Origin of the sequence: Pseudanabaena sp. Chao 1811, assembly GCF_027942295.1 — a bacterium.
Lineage (GTDB): Bacteria > Cyanobacteriota > Cyanobacteriia > Pseudanabaenales > Pseudanabaenaceae > Pseudanabaena.
In genome coordinates, this window is the sequence record NZ_CP101416.1 from 2,299,648 (window position 1) to 2,319,382 (window position 19,735).

Annotated in this window: 18 protein-coding genes; all 18 read left to right on the forward strand. The window is 35.8% G+C overall.

Annotated features, from left to right (window positions below):
* Nucleotides 1–1,872, forward strand: coding sequence for an asparagine synthase (glutamine-hydrolyzing) (gene asnB, locus NMG48_RS10525; protein WP_271255172.1), 1,872 nt, complete (start codon nucleotides 1–3; stop codon nucleotides 1,870–1,872).
* Between the two features lie 49 nt (nucleotides 1,873–1,921).
* Nucleotides 1,922–2,560 (forward strand): class I SAM-dependent methyltransferase, encoded by a 639-nt coding sequence (locus NMG48_RS10530; protein ID WP_271255173.1) that lies wholly within the window; start codon nucleotides 1,922–1,924, stop codon nucleotides 2,558–2,560.
* Nucleotides 2,547–3,590, forward strand: coding sequence for a GNAT family N-acetyltransferase (locus tag NMG48_RS10535; RefSeq protein WP_271255174.1), 1,044 nt, complete (start codon nucleotides 2,547–2,549; stop codon nucleotides 3,588–3,590). The genes NMG48_RS10530 and NMG48_RS10535 overlap by 14 nt, the downstream gene beginning before the upstream one ends.
* A gap of 3 nt (nucleotides 3,591–3,593) precedes the next feature.
* Entirely contained in the window at nucleotides 3,594–5,003 is a 1,410-nt protein-coding gene (locus tag NMG48_RS10540; RefSeq protein ID WP_271255175.1) for an NAD(P)-binding protein, read from the forward strand.
* A gap of 3 nt (nucleotides 5,004–5,006) precedes the next feature.
* Nucleotides 5,007–6,164, forward strand: a complete 1,158-nt coding sequence (locus tag NMG48_RS10545) for a class I SAM-dependent methyltransferase (protein ID WP_271255176.1) — start codon at nucleotides 5,007–5,009, stop codon at nucleotides 6,162–6,164.
* Nucleotides 6,161–6,883 (forward strand): polysaccharide deacetylase WbmS family protein, encoded by a 723-nt coding sequence (locus NMG48_RS10550; RefSeq protein ID WP_271255177.1) that lies wholly within the window; start codon nucleotides 6,161–6,163, stop codon nucleotides 6,881–6,883. The genes NMG48_RS10545 and NMG48_RS10550 overlap by 4 nt, the downstream gene beginning before the upstream one ends.
* A gap of 80 nt (nucleotides 6,884–6,963) precedes the next feature.
* Nucleotides 6,964–7,920, forward strand: a complete 957-nt coding sequence (locus NMG48_RS10555; protein ID WP_271255178.1) for a methionyl-tRNA formyltransferase — start codon at nucleotides 6,964–6,966, stop codon at nucleotides 7,918–7,920.
* Nucleotides 7,921–8,217: 297 nt separating this feature from the next.
* The gene (locus NMG48_RS10560; protein ID WP_271255179.1) at nucleotides 8,218–9,765 is read left to right on the forward strand and encodes a hypothetical protein; all 1,548 of its coding nucleotides are present in this window, start codon (nucleotides 8,218–8,220) and stop codon (nucleotides 9,763–9,765) included.
* Between the two features lie 212 nt (nucleotides 9,766–9,977).
* The gene (locus NMG48_RS10565) at nucleotides 9,978–10,862 is read left to right on the forward strand and encodes a class I SAM-dependent methyltransferase (RefSeq protein WP_271255180.1); all 885 of its coding nucleotides are present in this window, start codon (nucleotides 9,978–9,980) and stop codon (nucleotides 10,860–10,862) included.
* A 163-nt stretch (nucleotides 10,863–11,025) separates the two neighbouring features.
* On the forward strand, nucleotides 11,026–11,913 hold the full coding sequence (locus NMG48_RS10570; protein WP_271255181.1) for an NAD-dependent epimerase/dehydratase family protein: 888 nt from the start codon (nucleotides 11,026–11,028) through the stop codon (nucleotides 11,911–11,913).
* Nucleotides 11,914–11,936: 23 nt separating this feature from the next.
* The gene (locus tag NMG48_RS10575; protein ID WP_271255182.1) at nucleotides 11,937–12,701 is read left to right on the forward strand and encodes a hypothetical protein; all 765 of its coding nucleotides are present in this window, start codon (nucleotides 11,937–11,939) and stop codon (nucleotides 12,699–12,701) included.
* 55 nt (nucleotides 12,702–12,756) lie between these two features.
* Nucleotides 12,757–13,248, forward strand: coding sequence for a GNAT family N-acetyltransferase (locus NMG48_RS10580; protein WP_271255183.1), 492 nt, complete (start codon nucleotides 12,757–12,759; stop codon nucleotides 13,246–13,248).
* 22 nt (nucleotides 13,249–13,270) lie between these two features.
* The gene (locus NMG48_RS10585) at nucleotides 13,271–13,999 is read left to right on the forward strand and encodes a WbqC family protein (protein WP_271255184.1); all 729 of its coding nucleotides are present in this window, start codon (nucleotides 13,271–13,273) and stop codon (nucleotides 13,997–13,999) included.
* Nucleotides 14,000–14,078: 79 nt separating this feature from the next.
* Nucleotides 14,079–15,563: a glycosyltransferase gene (locus NMG48_RS10590; RefSeq protein WP_271255185.1), complete on the forward strand. Its 1,485-nt coding sequence runs from the start codon at nucleotides 14,079–14,081 to the stop codon at nucleotides 15,561–15,563.
* Nucleotides 15,564–15,607: 44 nt separating this feature from the next.
* Entirely contained in the window at nucleotides 15,608–16,804 is a 1,197-nt protein-coding gene (locus NMG48_RS10595; RefSeq protein ID WP_271255186.1) for an ABC transporter ATP-binding protein, read from the forward strand.
* A 2-nt stretch (nucleotides 16,805–16,806) separates the two neighbouring features.
* Nucleotides 16,807–18,030 carry an ABC transporter ATP-binding protein gene (locus NMG48_RS10600; protein ID WP_271255187.1) on the forward strand — a complete coding sequence of 408 codons (1,224 nt, stop codon included), beginning with the start codon at nucleotides 16,807–16,809 and terminating at the stop codon, nucleotides 18,028–18,030.
* Entirely contained in the window at nucleotides 18,005–18,826 is an 822-nt protein-coding gene (locus NMG48_RS10605; protein ID WP_271255188.1) for an ABC transporter permease, read from the forward strand. Before NMG48_RS10600 ends, NMG48_RS10605 begins: the two co-directional genes overlap by 26 nt.
* Before the next feature lie 65 nt (nucleotides 18,827–18,891).
* Nucleotides 18,892–19,713 carry a class I SAM-dependent methyltransferase gene (locus NMG48_RS10610; protein ID WP_271255189.1) on the forward strand — a complete coding sequence of 274 codons (822 nt, stop codon included), beginning with the start codon at nucleotides 18,892–18,894 and terminating at the stop codon, nucleotides 19,711–19,713.
* Nucleotides 19,714–19,735 lie beyond the last annotated feature (22 nt).

Consider the following 19,735-nt stretch of genomic DNA (forward strand, 5'->3'; position numbering starts at 1 on the left):
ATGTGCGGTATCACTGGCATTTTTAATCTTACTGGTGAGCCTGTCTCACCAGTGATCTTGCGAAAAATGACTGATGCGATCGCCCATCGTGGTCCTGATGGCGAAGGATTCTATATTGATTGTTTCCTTGGTTTAGGACATCGGCGCTTAGCAATCATTGATCTTTCAGCAGCGGGACATCAGCCCATGATATCGAGAAATCAAGAAGTTGTTCTAAGCTATAACGGTGAGATCTATAATTTTCAAGAACTACGGGTAGAACTTGAGTCTTTAGGTCATCAGTTTCGATCACGTACCGATTCTGAGGTAATTCTCAATGCTTGGGTGGAGTGGGGTGCAGCCTGTGTTAACCACTTTAATGGTATGTTTGCCTTTGCCATTTGGGACAAGCGTGATCAGTCGCTATATTTAGTACGCGATCGCTATGGTATCAAACCTCTTTACTATGCATGTTGGGGGCAGACTTTCCTATTTGGCTCAGAGCAGAAGGCAATTCTGGCACATCCTGAGGCTAAACGAGAGTTAGACAAAAAAGCTTTACTAGAGTATTTTACCTTTCAAAATATCTTTACTGATCGCACCCTATTAGAAAACGTAAAACTACTTCCTGCTGCTAGTATTGCTCGTATTGCACTCGGTAGTAACGGCATTCCCAAAATTCATCACTATTGGGATTATCGATTCCGTGAGCCAGATCATCCACACGATCCTAGAGAATATCGCGAAGAACTAGATCGCCTCATGCGTCAAGCGGTCAGCCGTCAACTGATAACGGATGTGGAGATAGGAGCGTATCTTTCTGGTGGCATGGATTCGGGAACCATCACCGCTTTAGCATCCCGTGAATTACCTTATATTAAAACTTTTACTTGTGGTTTTGATTTAAGTTCAGCTTCAGGTATTGAACTAGCTTTCGATGAAAGAGGTAAAGCTGAAGCAATGTCGGCTAGATTTAAAACTGAGCATTATGAAATGGTACTCAAAGCAGGTGACATGGAGCGATGTTTACCTAAGTTGGCTTGGCATATTGAGGAACCAAGAGTGGGGCAGAGCTATCCCAATTACTATGCTGCTCAGTTAGCAAGTAAGTTTGTTAAAGTTGTGCTATCTGGTTCAGGTGGCGACGAACTCTTTGGTGGCTATCCATGGCGCTATTATCGTGCGACTGTTTGTCGAGATTTTGAAGACTATATAGATCAGTATTATTTCTACTGGCAAAGACTGATCCCTAATACCTCAATTGCTAAGGTGTTTGCCCCTATCTGGAATGATGTGAAAGATGTCTGGACACGAGATATTTTTCGAGATGTTTTTTTTACCCATGATAACCAACTTGAAAGACCAGAAGACTATATCAATCACTCACTATACTTTGAAGCTAAAACTTTTTTGCATGGCTTATTTGTGATTGAAGACAAGCTCAGTATGGCGCATGGGTTGGAAACTCGTGTTCCTTTTATGGATAACAATCTGGTGGATTTTGCTATGAGTTGTCCAGTAAACCTAAAGCTCAATAAACTGTCTTCGGTAATGCGGATTAATGAAAATGAGATAGGAAATAAACAAGTCAAGTATTTCCAAAAAACAAAGGATGGCAAGCAGATTCTTCGTGATGTTATGGCAAAATATGTTCCAGAAGATATCACTAATGCCGCAAAGCAGGGTTTTTCAGCCCCAGATGCTAGTTGGTTCAAAGGTGAAAGTATCGACTTTGTGAAACGAAAGCTAATAAGCGGAAATGCCCAAATATATAACTGGTTAGATCGAGAGACGTTGCAGAATCTAATTGGTGAGCATCTTTCTGGTGAAAAGAATCGTCGATTGTTGATATGGTCGTTATTAAATGTTGAAATATGGCTTGAAGGGAATTAATTTATATAACCGATAGGTCATCAAATTTGCAAATTAAGTTTAGGGTTATATGAAGCATATCCTTAAGATATATGAAGATGCTTTTCAAAAGTATGGTGATTCGCAGCAAGCTGTACTTTGGCCTAAGGGACGACAAGAAGTTCGGTTTCATTCGCTAACACGTCATATCAGAGAAGAACGAAATTTCTCATTGCTTGATTACGGTTGTGGACTTGCACACCTAAAGCCATTTCTCGATGAGCGTTATAAAAATGTGGATTACTATGGTGCTGATGCTGTTAATACGTTTGTCGAAACTTGTCGGTTAAAGTATCCTAAATCCCAATTCCTTCACGTGGAATCTCCAATTGATATTCAGGGAGAATTTGATTATATCGTTTCTTCTGGAGCGTTTAATATATTGTATAACGCTGATTTTACAGTGCACCGTACAATCGTTTTCGAGATAATCAAAGAACTGTTTCGTAAAACAAAAGTCTATCTCTCAGTGAACATGATGACGGATATAGTCGATTTTCAGCAATCAGGTGCTTATCATCAAAATGTCTTAGACATATATAGCTTTGTTTCTGAAAACTTGTCGCGCAGATTAATACTTGATCAGTCATATATGCCCTACGAATTTACGCTAACAGTTTGGAAGGATCAGCACATTCAGCGACCAGCAAACCTTTATGAAATTAGATGATCTGTCTATTGTTCAAATCAACTCAGTAGATGAGAATACCTATAACAACTTTGTGACAGGTCATTCCGAGTCAATGCTTTATTACTCTTTACCGTATATCAGAATGATTGCATCAATTACTGGCGGAGAAGAGACAACTTTAGTAGCGGTAGATAAATCCAATACAATCAGAGGCGTATTACCCATAATTGAGAGAAATGGTTTATTGGGGCGTGTATTGAATTCTTTGCCATATTATGGTAGCCACGGAGGCATATTAGCATCAGATTCGATAGCATCAGAGGCTCTAGTAAATGAATACAATAAGCTTGTATTATCAGATGAAATCTGCACTGCGATGGTTGTTGGTAATCCACTCTCTACTACATCTGTATCTGGATTAAGTTATTCGATTACGGATTATCGTATTGGACAGTTTACATGTATTGATTATAAAGAAAGCCATGCTGAGCAACTGATGCAGTCTTTTCATAGTAAGACAAGAAATATGATTCGTAAAGGAGAAAAATCCTATATTAGAACAAGTGAAGAGAATAATATGGTGGATTTTCTCATGAGAATTCATTTCGGTAATATGAAATCAATCGGTGGACGAGCAAAGTCGGAAACATTTTTTCGTCTCTTTCCAAGATATTTTCAAGCAGGCAGGGATTATAAAATTTTTGTTGCCCGCATTGGGGGGGAACCTGTAGCAGCACTACTACTATTTTATTTTCGCAATACTGTAGAATACTTCATGCCTGTGATATGTGAGCCATACCGTGAAAAACAGCCGCTTAGTCTACTGATCTATCATGCAATGGTAGAAGCATCAGAACGTGGTTTTTGTCTGTGGAATTGGGGTGGAACTTGGGCTAAACAAGAAGGGGTATATCACTTTAAGAAACGATGGGGTACTTATGATATTAACTATAAGTATTACATTCAAGTTAATAATCAAGATGTTTTTAATTTAAGTCGAGAAACTATACTAGAGCAGTACCCAGATTTTTTTGTCGTTCCCTTCAATTTACTTACATCATTGGATTGAACTATGACGGGAAAGATTGTAATAAGTGGTTCGGGTATTTCAGGATTGTTGTGCGCCCTACTTCTTTGCCTCAAAGGTCAAGGCGACAAGATAATTATTATTGAAAAAAACAATGAGCTAGGTGGTTTACTTAGGCGTTTTCATTATGGAGAATGGGGCGATTTTGATTATGGTATGCACAACTTACTAGAAACGGGTATCGATGAACTTGATGCCCTCCTTTTTAGTCTTTTGCCTGAAGAAGAATGGCAAATATTAGATGATAACAAACGCGATCTTGCGGGGATTTACTTTAATGGCAAACTCCAACAACACACACCTTACATAGACTTGCGAAGTCTTTCACAAGAAGATTATCATGCTTGCCTTGCAGATTTTTTGGCACATCTCGATAAGCAGAACCTAAAGAATGCTGCGGAAACTCATTTGACTGCATATGATTATGCTATACAGCGCTTTGGGGAATTATCAGCAAGCAAAACAATTCTTCCTTCTATTGAAAAAGTGCATAAGAAGAAAGCCTCTGAGCTTGATTTTATGGCAACCATATTCACCCCCATGACACGTCTTGCTTTCTGCGATGAAATTCTTGCTCGTGAATTAACTTTGTCACCTTTGCTCCGCGACCATATTGCTTGGTCTGACCAACGCACACTTCCCAAAGAGCGTACATCTGGGCGAAGAGCTCTTTATCCAATAAACTATGGTATGTACCGAATTGTGGAAGCGATCATTTATAGAATTAAAGATGCGGGTGCAAAAATATTCACTCGTTCAGAAATTATTGAACTTAAAAAAAGTAATGGAAAAGTTCGGAGTGTAACATTTAGCTGTAATGATCAGAATCAAAATATTGAAAATGTTGAACAACTGATCTGGACAGGAAATATCCCGATGTTGGGGAATTACCTCGGCGTAGATTTTACGGGTTTAAAATATGACAAGCCACTAAAAACAATCGTTGTCAATATGGTGGTAGACGTTCCTCCGAAATCGATGGGAGATCTATACTATTTTTTCTGTTACGATAAGCTATTTCATACTTATAGGCTTACCAATTTTAGGAATTATTGTCACGGTGCAGGTCGAAATGGTGGTTATCCCATTTGTATGGAGATGCTAATGGACGATGAAACAGTAAAAATGTCTGATCCATCTCAAATTGCTAGTCATGAGTATAAGCTTTTTGGCTTTTTAGAAAATTCAAAAATCCTTTTCTCCAAAGCTGAATTTCTAGATAGCGGATTTCCAATGCCTACAGTTAATAACATCAACAACATTAGAGTAATCCGTAACGCTATCTATGATATGAATTTGGACAATGTTCAACTTCTTGGGATACTAGCGAAAGACAATTTGTTTTTTCAGACGGATGTGCTTATTGACGTTTACCAAAAAATGATTTGGAATTAATTTATGGAAAAACTATCTCTCGGACAGATTTCTTTTTATTGGCGGATGACATCAAAACCTAACGTCCCTATAAATCCTGTTCCTGATTTTGTTGAATTTGAATTCGATTTTCTTAAGGATTATCAACTTATTATTCAAAGTCGTAACGAGAAAACGTGGACTTATCTAGAAAGGATTTATCGTGAAAACTACAATGTAGGATATTTGCAAGAAGGGCATTCTCTAGCGGACCAATATGGCGGCGATTTTATTGCCTGTATCGAAAGCGCGTTAGCCAAGTATAGTCCAAAAGCAAAGCGGATTACAGAGATAGGAGCAGGTGGAGGCTATATTCTCAAAAAGTTTAAGGAGAAGGGCTATGAAGTAGCGATGATCGATCCTAGTCCTATTGCTGCTGCAAAAGGTAAAGAATTTGACATTGAGGTTATTCCTGAATTTTATCCAACTCAGAGTTCCATTCCCAACTCAGATGTTATCTTGCATTACGATGTCCTAGAGCATATTCCAAATCCATCTGATTTTATTTCTCACCATATTGCTAATCTTAACCCTAACGGAATAGTTGTCTTTGCTGTTCCAGATTGTTCGCCCTATATCGCATTTGGCGACATTTCAATGATTTTGCATGAGCATCTCAACTATTTTGATGCGGAATCATTGCGTAATGTAGTTGAGGCAGGAGGTCTAGAAGTATTAGAAATTCTTAAAGGTGGATATGGTGGTGTATTATATTGCATAGCTAGAAGTTCTAATGCTAATCCCCAGGTTTGGAGTTCAAAGAGTGGTACAAATAAATTTAATGATTTTATATCTAGTGTGAAGTCACTTAGCAGCCAGTTAGATCAATTTATAACTGAAGGTCTCATGGCAGGAAATACTCTTGGGTGTTATGTCCCTCTACGTGCTATTCCTTATCTTTCGAGAATTGGTGTGACTAGTGGGTTTCGCTTCTTTGATGATGATTCGGGTATTTACGGGAAATATTTTGATGGCTTCCCAGTTCCAATCGAGAATATGAATGATTTGAAAGAAAATCCAGTTTCGCATTTAATAATTCTGAGTTTTGCTTTTGGGAATAAAATCAGAGATCGTATTAATGAACAAATATCTGATCATAAGATAAACATTTTTTGTCTGAGCGATATACTACCAAATCTATGATTATTTTTACTGTAGATATTGATTGGGCAAATGAAATTGTTATAGCTGATACACTCAATCTTTTTTCAAGTTACAACGTAAGATGTACTTTGTTTGCCACGCATAACTCCCCAGTATTAAATAAATGTGATCGTTCGTTTTTTGAAATAGGACTGCATCCAAACTTTAATACACTTCTACAAGGAAAAGGTGGAAACCCAGATAATATTTTAGACGAATTACAAACTATATATCCTGAAGCAATTGGTGTTCGCTCACATAGCCTTACTCAAAATGGCTGGTTGCTAGATAAATTTAAAGAAAAAGGTATGTGCTATGAAGTTAATCAATTTCTACCTTACCATCAAGGACTGAAACCATTTAAACTATGGAATGGCTTATGGCGTATTCCGTTTAACTGGGAAGATGATTATCATTTTGCATTTGGATATGATTTTGAAGATACCCGAATTGATCTTAGAGACGAAGGTTTGAATATCTTTAATTTTCATCCTATTCATGTTTTTCTTAATTCAGAAAACAATATTCGCTATCTTGCAGTAAAAAATAATCTTGAAAATATCGATATATTGAATAAAATGCAGAATAAATCAAGCACAAAAGGAACACGAGATGTTTTGATTTCACTACTCGAATATGTACATAAAAATAATATTAATACATTATTGCTTAAGAATATTTATAAGTCTTGTGAAGCTATTAACGAAACTTTACTATAAAAATATTTTGTATTAAAACTTTCAAATTCTTGTTGAATTAAAGACCTATTAAGCAGAAAATATTTAATTAGTTAGGAGGAATGAATGATCTTATTGTTGGAGTCGGAGCTGCGTTAATGCGTATTGCAATTATTGGTAGAACTGAAATTCTTTATGAAACTGCATTACTGCTGAGGAAAAATGGTTATGAAGTAGTTTTAATTTTTACAGCAAAAGAATCTCTTGAGTACACTAAAACCTCATCAGATTTTCTAGCACTTGCAGATGAGTGGAAAATACCATTTATTTGCAGTCATCACATTAATGAGATGATAGATGTTATGCAAGATATGGAACCTATAAATATTGGTGTTAGCCTAAACTATACTGGGATTATTCCACAGTCAATAATAGATCTTTTCTCAATGGGTATTCTCAACGCACACGGTGGTGATTTACCCCGTTATCGTGGTAATGCCTGCCAATCATGGGCAATTTTAAATGGAGAAAGTTATGTAGGCTTGTGCATTCATAAAATGATTGGTGGTGAAATTGATAGCGGTGATATTATTGCGCGTGATTACTATCCACTAACTCTTAATACCAAAGTTACTGAAGTTCACTCATGGATGAGTGAGAAAATTCCTCAACTATTTGTGATCGCTCTGCAAAAACTTGAAAAAAATCCCAACTATTTTTTAGAGCAACAATCTAAAGAGCCTAGAGATTCATTACGTTGTTATCCGCGCAAGCCAGAAGATGGTCGAATAAATTGGGATAAGAGTAATGTAGAGATTTTACGACTTATTAATGCTTGTAATAGACCTTACGCAGGTGCATTTTGTGAATTTAAAAGCAAAAAAGTAATCATTTGGGATGCTGAATTAGCCATAGATGAAAACTTTTTAGCAATATCAGGACAGATTACTTTTATAGGTGCTGATTTTATTGAAGTTGCAACGGGTAGGGGTAAGTTGAGAATTAAAGAAATTGAAATAGAAGGACAATTAAAAAATCCAAGTCTTGTCTTTCGTTCCATTAGACAAAGACTATCTTGAAGATATTCAAGAATCTTCAAGATTAACTTACAAAGCTTAATCAATATGTATGCATTGGCAAATTAATGAAGGATAGATGTTAAAATACTCATCTAATGTAGACAAAAAAGATACAAATATGTCGATCTAGATTTAAATTTTTAGTACCTGATTTTCATAAGTTGTTGCTTTTATTCTGTGTTTTCTTATACAGACTAGATTAAATAAATTTTTTGTTTATATTGTATGGAGAAAACATTGAAAGTGCGAATAACCTTTATACTCTAACTAAGTGATTTTCTGAGGTTTTCCTGCTCAATGGCTCTTACACAAAAAATAATTGCGAAAGGTGAAAAACTCTTCAAAAAATATCTTAAGTGTTTCTGGAATCAAGCAAAGAACTTAAAGAATCTTCGTGATTATTCAACTTGTCCACCTACAGACCTTGAGAAAATTGCTTTGGCTGATGAGTATATCGCTGAAGCGAACCGATTTATTAATTTGGGAAAGCCCGCTAATGCTGTAGATTATTATCAGAAAGTTCTGGCTATATACCCAAACCATGCAAGGACATTTTTTTTTCTTGGGATGGCTCTTGTTGAGTGTAATAAAATTGATGCTGCCAAGGATGCATTTTGTAATTCGGCTAGATTTTTTGAAAGAAAAGAAACTGAGTTGATTTGGGGAACTGTTCCATTAATCAATAACAAGTACTTATCAAATGCAATGTCAGATATTGGTTGGAAATCAAACACCCTTGTTACTCATTATTACTCAGTGTATAAGAGAGAAGATTTTGATATCTACTTTGAGGAGCTCATACCAACATGGCTAACTAATGAGATATTAAAAACGCGATTATCTCCATATTTTTCAATGCTCTATATCCTAGAACATGCAAGTATTGTATTTATTCCATTTTTAGGTGGAGCCTTTGGCTCTACACCATTATGGGATTTTGAATCACAATTGCTACAACAAGCAGGTATTAAGACTGTTCTAGCTTCCTATGGTGGAGATACATGGCTTTATTCCCAAATCCTCAATCCTTGTCTTAGGCATGTCTTAATTTCAGATTATCCTCAAGCAGGAAGATCTGAAGAAACTATTGCCGCTAAGGTGAGATATTGGCAAGAAAATGCCGACATTGTAGTCTTTGGGGTAGTCGATGGTATTAGTCGATGGGACGTGCTACCAGTTAATTATGTATGCATTGATGAATCTCAATGGCAACCTAAAAAATATTATTCTCAGAATGACGGAATTAATGGAGTTGTGAGAGTCATCCATACTCCCAATCACAGAGCAGTTAAAGGAACAGAATTTTTACTTCATGCCGTTGAACAGTTGAAGGCTGAAGGCTTACAAATTGACTTAATTTTGTTGGAAGGAGTACCAAATGAACGAGTAAGGGAACTTATGCAAGAGGCTGATATCTTAGCAGAGCAGTTTATTCTTCGCTATGGGCTCAGTGGTATTGAGGGAATGGCATCAGGTTTGCCAGTCATGTCACCACTAGATTTTGAAGTATATACTCGGTTACTTCGTCGCTATTCTTATTTAGATGAATGTCCTATAGTATCTACTACACCAGAAAACTTGCTCATAAACCTAAGGACTCTAATCAAACATCCAGAACTAAGACAAGAGCTAGGTATTGCTGGCAGACAGTATGTGGAGAAATATCACTCCCGTAAAGCGGCACAATATATATTTGGATCTGTTTGTGAAAAGCTTCTCTATGGTAAAGACATAAATTTGATGAATCTTTTTCATCCACTCTTGTCTTCATACAATAAGAGTTCTCCATACATACATCATCCTCTACTGGAAAATAATTTGCCTAAAAAGTACCTAGAATATTAATAGCCTAATTTGCTATAATTTTAGTCTGCAAAAAACATGTTCTTACGTCAGAATAGTAATTCTAACTCATTTTTGAGATGAAATTATTAGAGGGCGTTTATACCCATTCGATGTCTATTCTCCATAATAACTTAGAAATCCTTGCCATGGATACTTTATTTAAAGATTTAATTTAGGAAAAACAATTTAAATAATAGAAAATAGCAAATATCATGACTAATCTCAACAATACTGAAGAAAGTTTTAGGAACAAATGGTCTAATAATCCTGATACAGCTTTTTTAGAAACACTTCGTGAAAATTCAGATATTTTTAATTGGATTTTGACTAGAAATGGATTTAAAAACAAGCAATCTTTACAAAACTTTCTGTCTGCGAAGAAAAAAATCCTAGATGCTGGTTGTGGCAATGGTAGAGTTACTGCATTACTAAGAAAGTATTCCGATCCTATTGTAACAAAAATAGTTGGGTTTGATATAGTCTCTTCTGAGATTGCAAAAGAAAATCTATCAGGCAGTGAAAATATCTTTTTTTACAAGAAGGATCTTTTAGAAGACTTATCTGATTTAGGTCAGTTTGATTTTATCTATTGTCAAGAAGTTCTTCACCATACAAATAATCCAAAACAATCATTTCTTAATTTAGTTGATTTACTTGAAAATGAGGGAGAAATTGCAATTTATGTATACAAGCAAAAAGCTCCAGTCCGTGAATTTGTGGATGATTTTATAAGAGAAAAAATAGCAGGCTTGCCATATGAAGAAGCAATGAAGATCTCTGAACAAATTACTATGTTTGGTAGGGCTTTGGCTGAACAAAATAAGTTAATAAAAGTACCTACTGTTGAAATTTTAGGAATAGAGGGGGGGGAATATGACATTCAAAGATTAATTTATCATTTCTTTATGAAATGCTTTTGGAATGCTGAAATGTCAATGAGAGATAATATTGTAATCAACTATGATTGGTATCACCCGCAAAATTGCACTAGACATACTGTTGAAGAGATAAGAGGATGGTTTGAAAATGCCAACTTGTACGTAACTCACGAGTATGTTGATTTCTATGGCATTACTATGCGAGGTTCAAAAAAATAACTTATCAGAAATAAAAATAGTAATATAAATTGCATCTGTCCCATCACAACAGCAGGCTTAAATTATTCGTAGATTTTGAGTTTGAGGAAGCTTCTACAAAATATTTAAGATTGCTATGTATCAACTATTGTGTTTTGTAAAATTTAAGAAACAATTATTAACTATGATGCCACGGATACTGATTACTGGTGGAACTGGGTTTATCGGGAATCACCTTCTTACAAGATTGCAGCAAAGATTTCAAATATATGCTTTTACGAGAAATATAGCTGCTACTTCTAATAATGACGCAGTTCATTGGATTGAGCAAGACCTAACCAAGCCTCTGGATTTTAAATTATTGCCTGAAAGTATTGATGGAGTGGTACATCTTGCTCAGTCCAAAGATTATCGCTCTTTTCCAGAAATGGCAATAGAAGTTTTTCAGATAAATACTTATAGTACTATTCAATTATTAGATTATGCGAGAAAAGCTAATGCTAAAACTTTTATTTTAGCATCCACAGGTGGGCTTTATGGCTATGGAGAATTACCATTTCAAGAAGAAGAAATAATTCATCCTGAAGAGTTCCACAAGATGCCCCTTTCACATTATTTTGCATCGAAATTTGCTGCAGAGCTATTTGTTAAAAGCTATCAGAACTTATTCTCAACTATTATTTGTAGATTCTTTTTTGTCTATGGCGCTAGACAAAGTGGACAACTTGTAGCCAATCTTATAAGAAAAATACAGTCTGGAGAATCAATATCAGTCGCAGGTAACCCAGGAATTATGATGAATCCTATCTGCGTTTTTGATGCTGTCAGAGTTATTGAATCTGCACTCCTTTCAACAGAGTCTGGGATATTCAACATTTCTGGCGATGAAAAAGTAACAGTTACCGATCTCGTCCATCTGATCTCTAAAGTAACTGGAAAATCATCAGAAATTGTTTATAATTCAGATATTACAACTGGTAATGTATTAGGGGATAACGCAAAAATGAAAAAAATATTAGGCGTGTATCCACAGATATCATTGTTAGAAGGACTACGTATGATGATTGATTAGCGTATATACGAGATAGTACATAAATGTCTTCTTTTACCCATGAACACTATAGATACATAATGCATTCTGCATTGCAAAGTGGTTATAAGTTTATAAGTTATAGTGATTTAAGACACCATCTTACAAGCACACAAAATATTTGCTTATTACGCCATGACTGTGACAACGATCTCAGTGCTGCCTTATCAATTGCGCGAATTGAATTTGAAATGGGAATCCGTAGCACTTATTTTGTAATGCTGAGATCTGCAATCTATAATCTTATGAGTTTCCCCTGCAAGAAAATTGTTAAAGAGATAATAAGTTTGGGGCATTGGGTAGGGCTTCATTTTGATGCTCAGCCATATGAAAATTTGGAAAGTTATGAAATAGCTATTCATGTTGATCAGGAAAGAGCATGGTTGTCAGAAGAATTTAATGTATTGGTTGATGTTGTATCATTTCATCAACCCTCATTTAGGATTCTAGATAACCAAATTAAACTAAATTGCTTAAACACCTATGATCGTTTTGATATGGCTGGTGTTCACTATCTATCTGATAGTAATATGAGTTGGAAAGAAGGGTGTCCAAGTGATCTATTTTATCAACATCAGTATCAAAAGTTGCAATTACTTTTACATCCTGAATGGTGGACTAAAAAAGAAATTAACCTAGATCAAAAATGGATGATGATTCTCTTTAATCAGTTTGATATTATTCAAAATAGTCTCATGGAACGTGAGGCGACTTATAATAGTCTAAGATTATTTCAAATTGATCATGTAGATATTGCAAGTCTTCAATAGTAATTTCCAAAGGTTGACTATGCTTAAATCTACCCATATATATCTGAGTCCGCTATTGCAAGAAGATTTGTCTATTTTATTTACTTGGATAAATAACCGAGAGCAAATATTGCTTAATTCTTCCTATAAACCAGTTTCTGAAATACAGCATCAAGAGTGGTTTGATTCCCAAAGTATTAAGAAAGACTCCTTTATCTTTGGTATTCGATTAATAGAAAAAAATCAATTGATTGGCTCTTGTCAATTACATAGTATTCATCCAATCCATAAATCTGCTGAGTTACAAATTCGTATTGGTGAACCAAGTTATCGTAGACTGGGGTACGGAACACAAGCATTAAAGCTTCTCTTGTATTTTGCATTTTACGATCTAAATTTAAATCGGATCTTCTTACAAGTTTTTCAAGATAATATAGCAGCTTTGAAAGTCTACAGTAAAATTGGTTTTCTCAAAGAAGGTGTTTTACGACAGTCAGCGTATATTGATGGTAAATATATAGATGTTATTATTATGGGGCTTCTTAGAGATGATTATATTGTGCAATAATAACCGTAATAGGTAAGTTTTGATGTTAATAAAGAATTCTCAGAAGCCAAATATCGTTGTTGCAATCCATCAACCAAACTTTTTTCCTTGGTTAGGCTTTTTTAACAAGATTGCACGCAGCAATATTTTTATCCTCGCCGATACTATGCAATTTCCTAAAAGTCAATGCAAAGGCAATTGGCTAAATCGGGTCAGAATATTAATTAATGGAAAACCACATTGGATAACTGCTCCTATACAACGTTCTTATCATGGAGTTTTACCAATAGATCAAATTCAATTTGATCCATCTCAACCATGGAGACAAAAGTTATTAAGAACTGTTAAGATGGAGTATGGTTGCTCACCTTTTTTTAATTCTGTCTTTCCATTTCTCCAAGATTTAATTGAACAACCAACCTCAATGCTTTGTGATTTTAATGTATCTGTAATTTGTGCAATTGCTAAAGAACTTGATCTTAATTCTATTGAAATAATCAATACATCCTCATTGGCACTAGAAGGCAAGGCGACAGATCTGCTTATTTCAATTATTAAGAGTGTTGGAGGTGATGCATATTTGTGTGGTGGCGGAGCAAGTGAATATCAAGAAGATGAAAAATTTTCTAAAGAAGGAATTGATTTGATTTATCAAGATTTTATACATCCACACTACTCACAAATCAAATCGTCTGAATTTAATGCTGGGCTCTCAATTATTGATGCACTTATGAACTGTGGATTTGCAGGAACCCGTAAGCTAATTCAATAGATAGGGAAGAGAAATTTTTAAACTTAGTTAAAATATAAATGTGATAACCCTACAAATGATTTATTGGCTATATCTGTTTTTGTCTTTATTAATTGTTGTTGCTATTGCTGGATTAGTAATAGCACTTTTATTCTTTAGACGTGCCTATAGAAGATATAAAGAAACCCAGAATTCATTTCGTAGTAGAATTAGCCTGTTAGAGGGCAAAATCGATTTACTAGAGTGTAGACTTGGCTCATTAGAAAGCAAGCTTACAGCAAAATTTAATTTCTTGAATAGAGATTTAAATCCATTAATTTCTGATTTTAGAATAAAGCAAATGCAAGAGGCTCGTAGAGAGATGCTTGGAGAAGTAGGAGCCATCTCGTATCGCTCTCGCAGTGTCATTTTTTTAAACAATAGTTATTATCATTTCTTCTACCTCGCTCAAGCATTAAGACGTAGGGGGTGGGATGCTATTAGTGTTAGTTATGAAGATCCGATTAATGGCTCGAATGCAAACTTTTATCATGGCGAAGATTATAATCTTTATTCATCTAATCATCAATTGATGACTAGCCAGATAGAAGAACTATTTGAGAATGCCAAACAGCGATTTCAGCTGCTTCATTTTGCAGGAGATGGATTAATGTCGTTCTTTCCCGAACATTATCTCAGCGATCAGCCACCTGACATCATGGAATGGAAACGTATGGGCAAAAAAGTTGCATATACTATTAGTGGATGTAGTAGTGCTGTTTCTCAAACATCTGTTACTTTATGGTCATCTATGGATCCTGGAAAAAATTTTTGCTCTAATTGTCCTTGGCAAGATATACCCACTGTTTGCTCCGATCAAAAAAACTTACACTGGGGACGGAAAATCGATCAGTTTTGTGACGTGATTTTCGCCGAAACATATCCTGCCCTAGATTATCTTGATTCTCCAAAGGTTTATTTTGAGCCAACTACTATGTGCCTCGATCCAAATTTTTGGAATTCTGATCTACCTATTCCTGATGCTTTCAAAGTTGAACGTCAGGTAGGTGAATTGATTGTGTATCATGCTGTTGGCAACTATGAATTGAGAACAAAGCAAGGACGTAATGCCAAAGGAACCTCCTACGTTTTTGAGGTGATTGAGCAATTAAAAGCTGAGGGAATGCCAGTGCGTTTAATATTTGCTAAAGATATGAAAAATTCAGAGGTTCGTTATCTACAATTGCAATCAGACGTTATTGTTGACCAACTTTATGCAGGTAGGTATGGGGCTAATGCCAGAGAGGGTATGATGCTTGGTAAGCCTGTTATTTGCTATATTAATTCTTATCATGTTAATCCCTCTCGTAGAGCGCTTAGTTTGGATGAATGTCCTTTAGTATCAGCGACTCCTGAAACACTGTATGATGTGCTAAAGGATCTGTTGTTAGACGAGAATAAAAGAAAACAATTAGGAAGACTAGGCAAAGACTATGCATTAAAATGGCATAGTGCTGATCTCTGTGCTGAGAGATATGAGATGGTTTATGATGCACTAATGCAAGGGAACCTAGAGCAATATATTGCTATAAATAAAGTTACCTAAAGCACTAAATAGTAATTTTGACCTTTGTCTGTAACCTAAAGATTATGCAAAAAACAACAGAAGATACGGAATTTGCATTGATCTGTGATGATGTCAGTAAGGTCTTTCTGGTTAGTAACACTAAAGCTTATTGGCAAATGCTATGTGGACATAGTTCTCTAAAGAAAATTCTGGCTTTGGAGAATGTTTCTTTAAATATACCTAAAGGGGAAGTAGTTGGGATTATAGGAAATAATGGTTCAGGAAAAAGTACTCTTCTCAGAATTATGGGAGGTAATTATACTGCTACAAATGGAAGTGTATATCTAGAAGGAAGTTTGACAGGTATTTTTGAACTTGGTGGAATTGGTAATCCAAATCTCACAGGAAGAGGTTATGCAGCAAGACTTTTGTCTCTTCAGGGAGCAAAGAGGAAAGACTTAAAAGTTTTACTTGATGAGATTTATGAATTTTCAGAACTCTTCGATTACTTTGATGCACCAATCTATACCTATTCATCGGGAATGAGAGCCCGTCTATATTTTGCAACTGCCACAACTCTAGATTGGGATATTTATTTAATTGATGAGGCTCTTTCGGTGGGCGACGAACACTTCCAAGCGAAATGTTGGCAGAGGATTCGGAAACGACTACTAAAAGGAGCTTCAGGGGTTCTGGTGACCCACGACTTTACAGCTATTCTCAAGCTTTGTTCTTCAGCTTGTATTCTTGAGCGCGGTAGTCTAATAAAATCAGCACCTACCCTTGAGCTTGTTAGATTCTATATTCAACAATCAGCTACAAAAGCTGAATCTTTACAAGGAGCTACTTTTGACAAAGATATGGCAAAGGAGTGGATTGTGAACTTTGGCGAAGATGTTGAGATCTGTTTCACAATTCATTTAACTCTCCCTGTCTCGGTTAGCTTAGCTTACACAATCGAAATGTTTGTTCCAGGGATAGGTTGGGAAGTGATGATGATGCAAGTTAACTTGCCACTCACTTCTAAAGTCGGAACTCATAAAGTGTGTCTGAAGATCCCAAAGTTGCCGCTTTCTCCGGGGCGATATCTACTTGGGTTAGCACTTTGCAAACCTGCAGAGGCTGGAAAAGTTTTTGCTATTGGCTATGATGGACGTAACTGGATCAGTGGTTCTCCGCTCTACTTGATAGTTCAAAATAATGAAAATAAAAATGTTAATGCCTGTGATAATGGTATTAATCTTCCTTTGAAATGGAATAGACTGGAGAACTTGTCTTAAAAATGTTTATTCGTGTTAAAAATCTCTCAAAAATTTACCATATTCAAGTATCAGAGGTTCAACCTTCATCTCAAGGCAAGCGAGCTAACACAATGTCTAAGGGAAGAAATGACAAGGTTGTTATCGATGATATCTCTTTTGAGATTTTTAATGGTGAGCGGGTTGGCATCATTGGATCTAATGGTGCAGGTAAATCAACATTACTACAAATCATCGCTGATATTGCTAAGCCAACTTCTGGAATTGTAGAAAAAAAAGGTAAAGTTACGGCAGTAATGACACTTGGTGTTGGTCTACGAGAAGAATTGACTGGTCGGGATAATATTTATATTGATGGTGAAGTTCAAGGTAAAAGTCGTCTAGAAATTGATGAAGTGATTGATAAAATCATTGCCTTTGCAGATCTTAGCGATTTTATTGACTATCCTGTTCGTACATACTCTACAGGAATGAAGAGCCGCTTAGCTTTTTCGATGTTAGTGTGTATTGAGCCAGAAATCCTAATCATAGACGAAGCTCTTTCAGCAGGAGATGCAAACTTTTCAATTAAAGCAAGCAAGAAAATTCGTGAGATCTGTGATCTTGGGAGGATTGTTATTTTAGTTTCGCATTCTATGCCAACTATTGTTGAGATGTGTGATCGTTGCATCTGGATGGAGCATGGAAAGATTGTTATGGATGGCGATCCTCAAACAGTTACCGATGCTTATCTGGACGCTGTGCATCATGACGATGAAATTGCGTTGCTTGAACAAAATATTCGCCTAATCAAGGATACTTCATTCAGGAAAGGTTGCCAAATCAACCAAATTTCTATTAGTTATAGCGATAATCAGCAATCACAAACGATCTTGGTTGCTGGTAGAGATATAACTATTACTTTACACATCAGGGTTGATACTTTACTTGAGTGTCCTGATGTTCGTCTAAAAATCACACGGCTTGATGGCAAAATATTTGTAAATACTTTACTCAGCGATCAAAGTACTATTACAAGTAACGATTTTCATGGCATTCTTGCATTTGTAATAAATATGACTCCACTCGTTTTAGGTCAGGGTAAGTATGTTGTTGCCTGTGAGCTACTTGATAGGGGTGAAATAGTGGCTGCAAAGTCTACTATCCTGCAAGTACTGCCGCCACCTAATGCTCCTACTGGTGGAAGACCTGCACTATTTTATCCATGTTCTGTCGAGACCTATGAAATCTGTTCGGAAACAAATTAGAAAAATTTCTATCGCTGGCTTTACATCACAAGATGCAAGATTTATTTTTAACTTTCTTAAGATGAACATTCATGATCGCTACCTTGGATCAACACTTGGTAGCTTATGGGTGATCTTAAATCCTATGATTATGTTTGCAATCTATACTTTTGTATTTGGTTATGTTTTCAAAGCAAAGATACCAGGTGCAGAAACAAATTTGGGATACGCAATATGGCTTATTGCGGGATATGGCCCTTGGCTGGCAATTTCCGAAGGTTTATTGAATTCTACAACGTCAGTTGTCGCCGGAGCAGGGCTAATCAAAAACCTTGCCTTTAAAACCGAGTTGTTACCAGTTGCTGCGGCTCTTACAGGAATGGTTCCCCTATTTGTGAGCCTTTGTTTTTTGACAATTCTACTAGGAATTGACGGAAATCCCATGAGTTGGCATGTAATTTTTGTGATTCCTGCAATAATACTGCAATTTACATTTATCATTGCGATAGGTTTTTTCTTTTCAGCAATTAATGTTTTTGTAAGAGATTTTGGTATCATTTTGCCAAACTTATTAATTATGCTGGTGTTTGTGACTCCTATTTTTTATCCTGAAACTAGCACACCACCATTGCTACAGTCTATATCTGCCTTTAATCCATTTTATATCATTTGTCAAGCTTATCGACAAGCTCTAATATTTCATCAAATACCTAATATACTTTCTTTAATTTATGTTGGTTTGATTAGCTGGATATTAGGCAATTTTGGATTACAATTTTTTCGGCGACTTAAAGGGAATTTTGAGTCAATGCTATAAGGCATTTTGTATATATTTTGTAAATTAATTGTATATCATTTTTATGTTTTTAAAGGAGGGTTGTTATGCAGGGAGATATTGATCGTAAGAACTCAGAATTTTGGGATGAGCTTTGTGGATCTGGGCTAGCTAAATCTTTAGGGATTAATGAAATTAATAACGCAACCTTAAAGGAATTTGACAAAGCTTACATCGAAATTTATCCATACTTACCTAAATATGTTGAAAATAAGAATCTAGAAGATAAAAAAGTTTTAGAAATTGGCTTGGGCTATGGAACTCTTAGTCAATTACTGGCATCAACTAACTGCGACTATTTTGGATTGGATATTGCTACTAATCCTGTCAAAATGGCACAATATAGGCTAAATCAGTTAGGAAAAGCAAACAAAGACGAGCAAATAAAAGTAGGCTCGGCACTCAGCATTCCCCATGAAGATAACAGTTTCGATTATGTTTACTCAATAGGATGTTTACACCATACTGGAGACTTACCCCAAAGTATATCGGAAGTTTATCGTGTGCTAAAACCAGGTGGGCAGGCAGTTATTATGCTGTACAACCGCAACTCTTTTCGTCAGCTTGTGCAAGTTCCTTGGCAAAGATTTAAGCAATTTTTTAAGAGAAATTCTAAACAAAATTTTGCTACATTTGTCAGATCGCTCTATGATTCTAATGCTGTGGGAGAAGCTGCACCGCATACTGACTATGTGTCTTCTAGTCAAGTAAAAAGCCTGTTTTCTGATTTCTCAAATGTTTCTATTGAAGTTCAGAATTTCGATACATATGTTTTGTTTGACGGGAAGCTAGTAATTAATAGGGAAAGCTTATTGAACAATTTTGCCCGTTTTTTAGGTTTAGATTTATATATAACTGCAATTAAGTAAACCTCAATGTAAATACTTGTAA

Coding starts and splice junctions, on each gene's coding strand:
- asnB (WP_271255172.1), top strand. CDS start 1: ATGTGCGGTATCACTGGCATTTTTAATCTTACTGGTGAGCCTGTCTCA.
- NMG48_RS10530 (WP_271255173.1), top strand. CDS start 1,922: ATGAAGCATATCCTTAAGATATATGAAGATGCTTTTCAAAAGTATGGT.
- NMG48_RS10535 (WP_271255174.1), top strand. CDS start 2,547: ATGAAATTAGATGATCTGTCTATTGTTCAAATCAACTCAGTAGATGAG.
- NMG48_RS10540 (WP_271255175.1), top strand. CDS start 3,594: ATGACGGGAAAGATTGTAATAAGTGGTTCGGGTATTTCAGGATTGTTG.
- NMG48_RS10545 (WP_271255176.1), top strand. CDS start 5,007: ATGGAAAAACTATCTCTCGGACAGATTTCTTTTTATTGGCGGATGACA.
- NMG48_RS10550 (WP_271255177.1), top strand. CDS start 6,161: ATGATTATTTTTACTGTAGATATTGATTGGGCAAATGAAATTGTTATA.
- NMG48_RS10555 (WP_271255178.1), top strand. CDS start 6,964: ATGAATGATCTTATTGTTGGAGTCGGAGCTGCGTTAATGCGTATTGCA.
- NMG48_RS10560 (WP_271255179.1), top strand. CDS start 8,218: ATGGCTCTTACACAAAAAATAATTGCGAAAGGTGAAAAACTCTTCAAA.
- NMG48_RS10565 (WP_271255180.1), top strand. CDS start 9,978: ATGACTAATCTCAACAATACTGAAGAAAGTTTTAGGAACAAATGGTCT.
- NMG48_RS10570 (WP_271255181.1), top strand. CDS start 11,026: ATGATGCCACGGATACTGATTACTGGTGGAACTGGGTTTATCGGGAAT.
- NMG48_RS10575 (WP_271255182.1), top strand. CDS start 11,937: ATGTCTTCTTTTACCCATGAACACTATAGATACATAATGCATTCTGCA.
- NMG48_RS10585 (WP_271255184.1), top strand. CDS start 13,271: ATGTTAATAAAGAATTCTCAGAAGCCAAATATCGTTGTTGCAATCCAT.
- NMG48_RS10595 (WP_271255186.1), top strand. CDS start 15,608: ATGCAAAAAACAACAGAAGATACGGAATTTGCATTGATCTGTGATGAT.
- NMG48_RS10600 (WP_271255187.1), top strand. CDS start 16,807: ATGTTTATTCGTGTTAAAAATCTCTCAAAAATTTACCATATTCAAGTA.
- NMG48_RS10605 (WP_271255188.1), top strand. CDS start 18,005: ATGAAATCTGTTCGGAAACAAATTAGAAAAATTTCTATCGCTGGCTTT.
- NMG48_RS10610 (WP_271255189.1), top strand. CDS start 18,892: ATGCAGGGAGATATTGATCGTAAGAACTCAGAATTTTGGGATGAGCTT.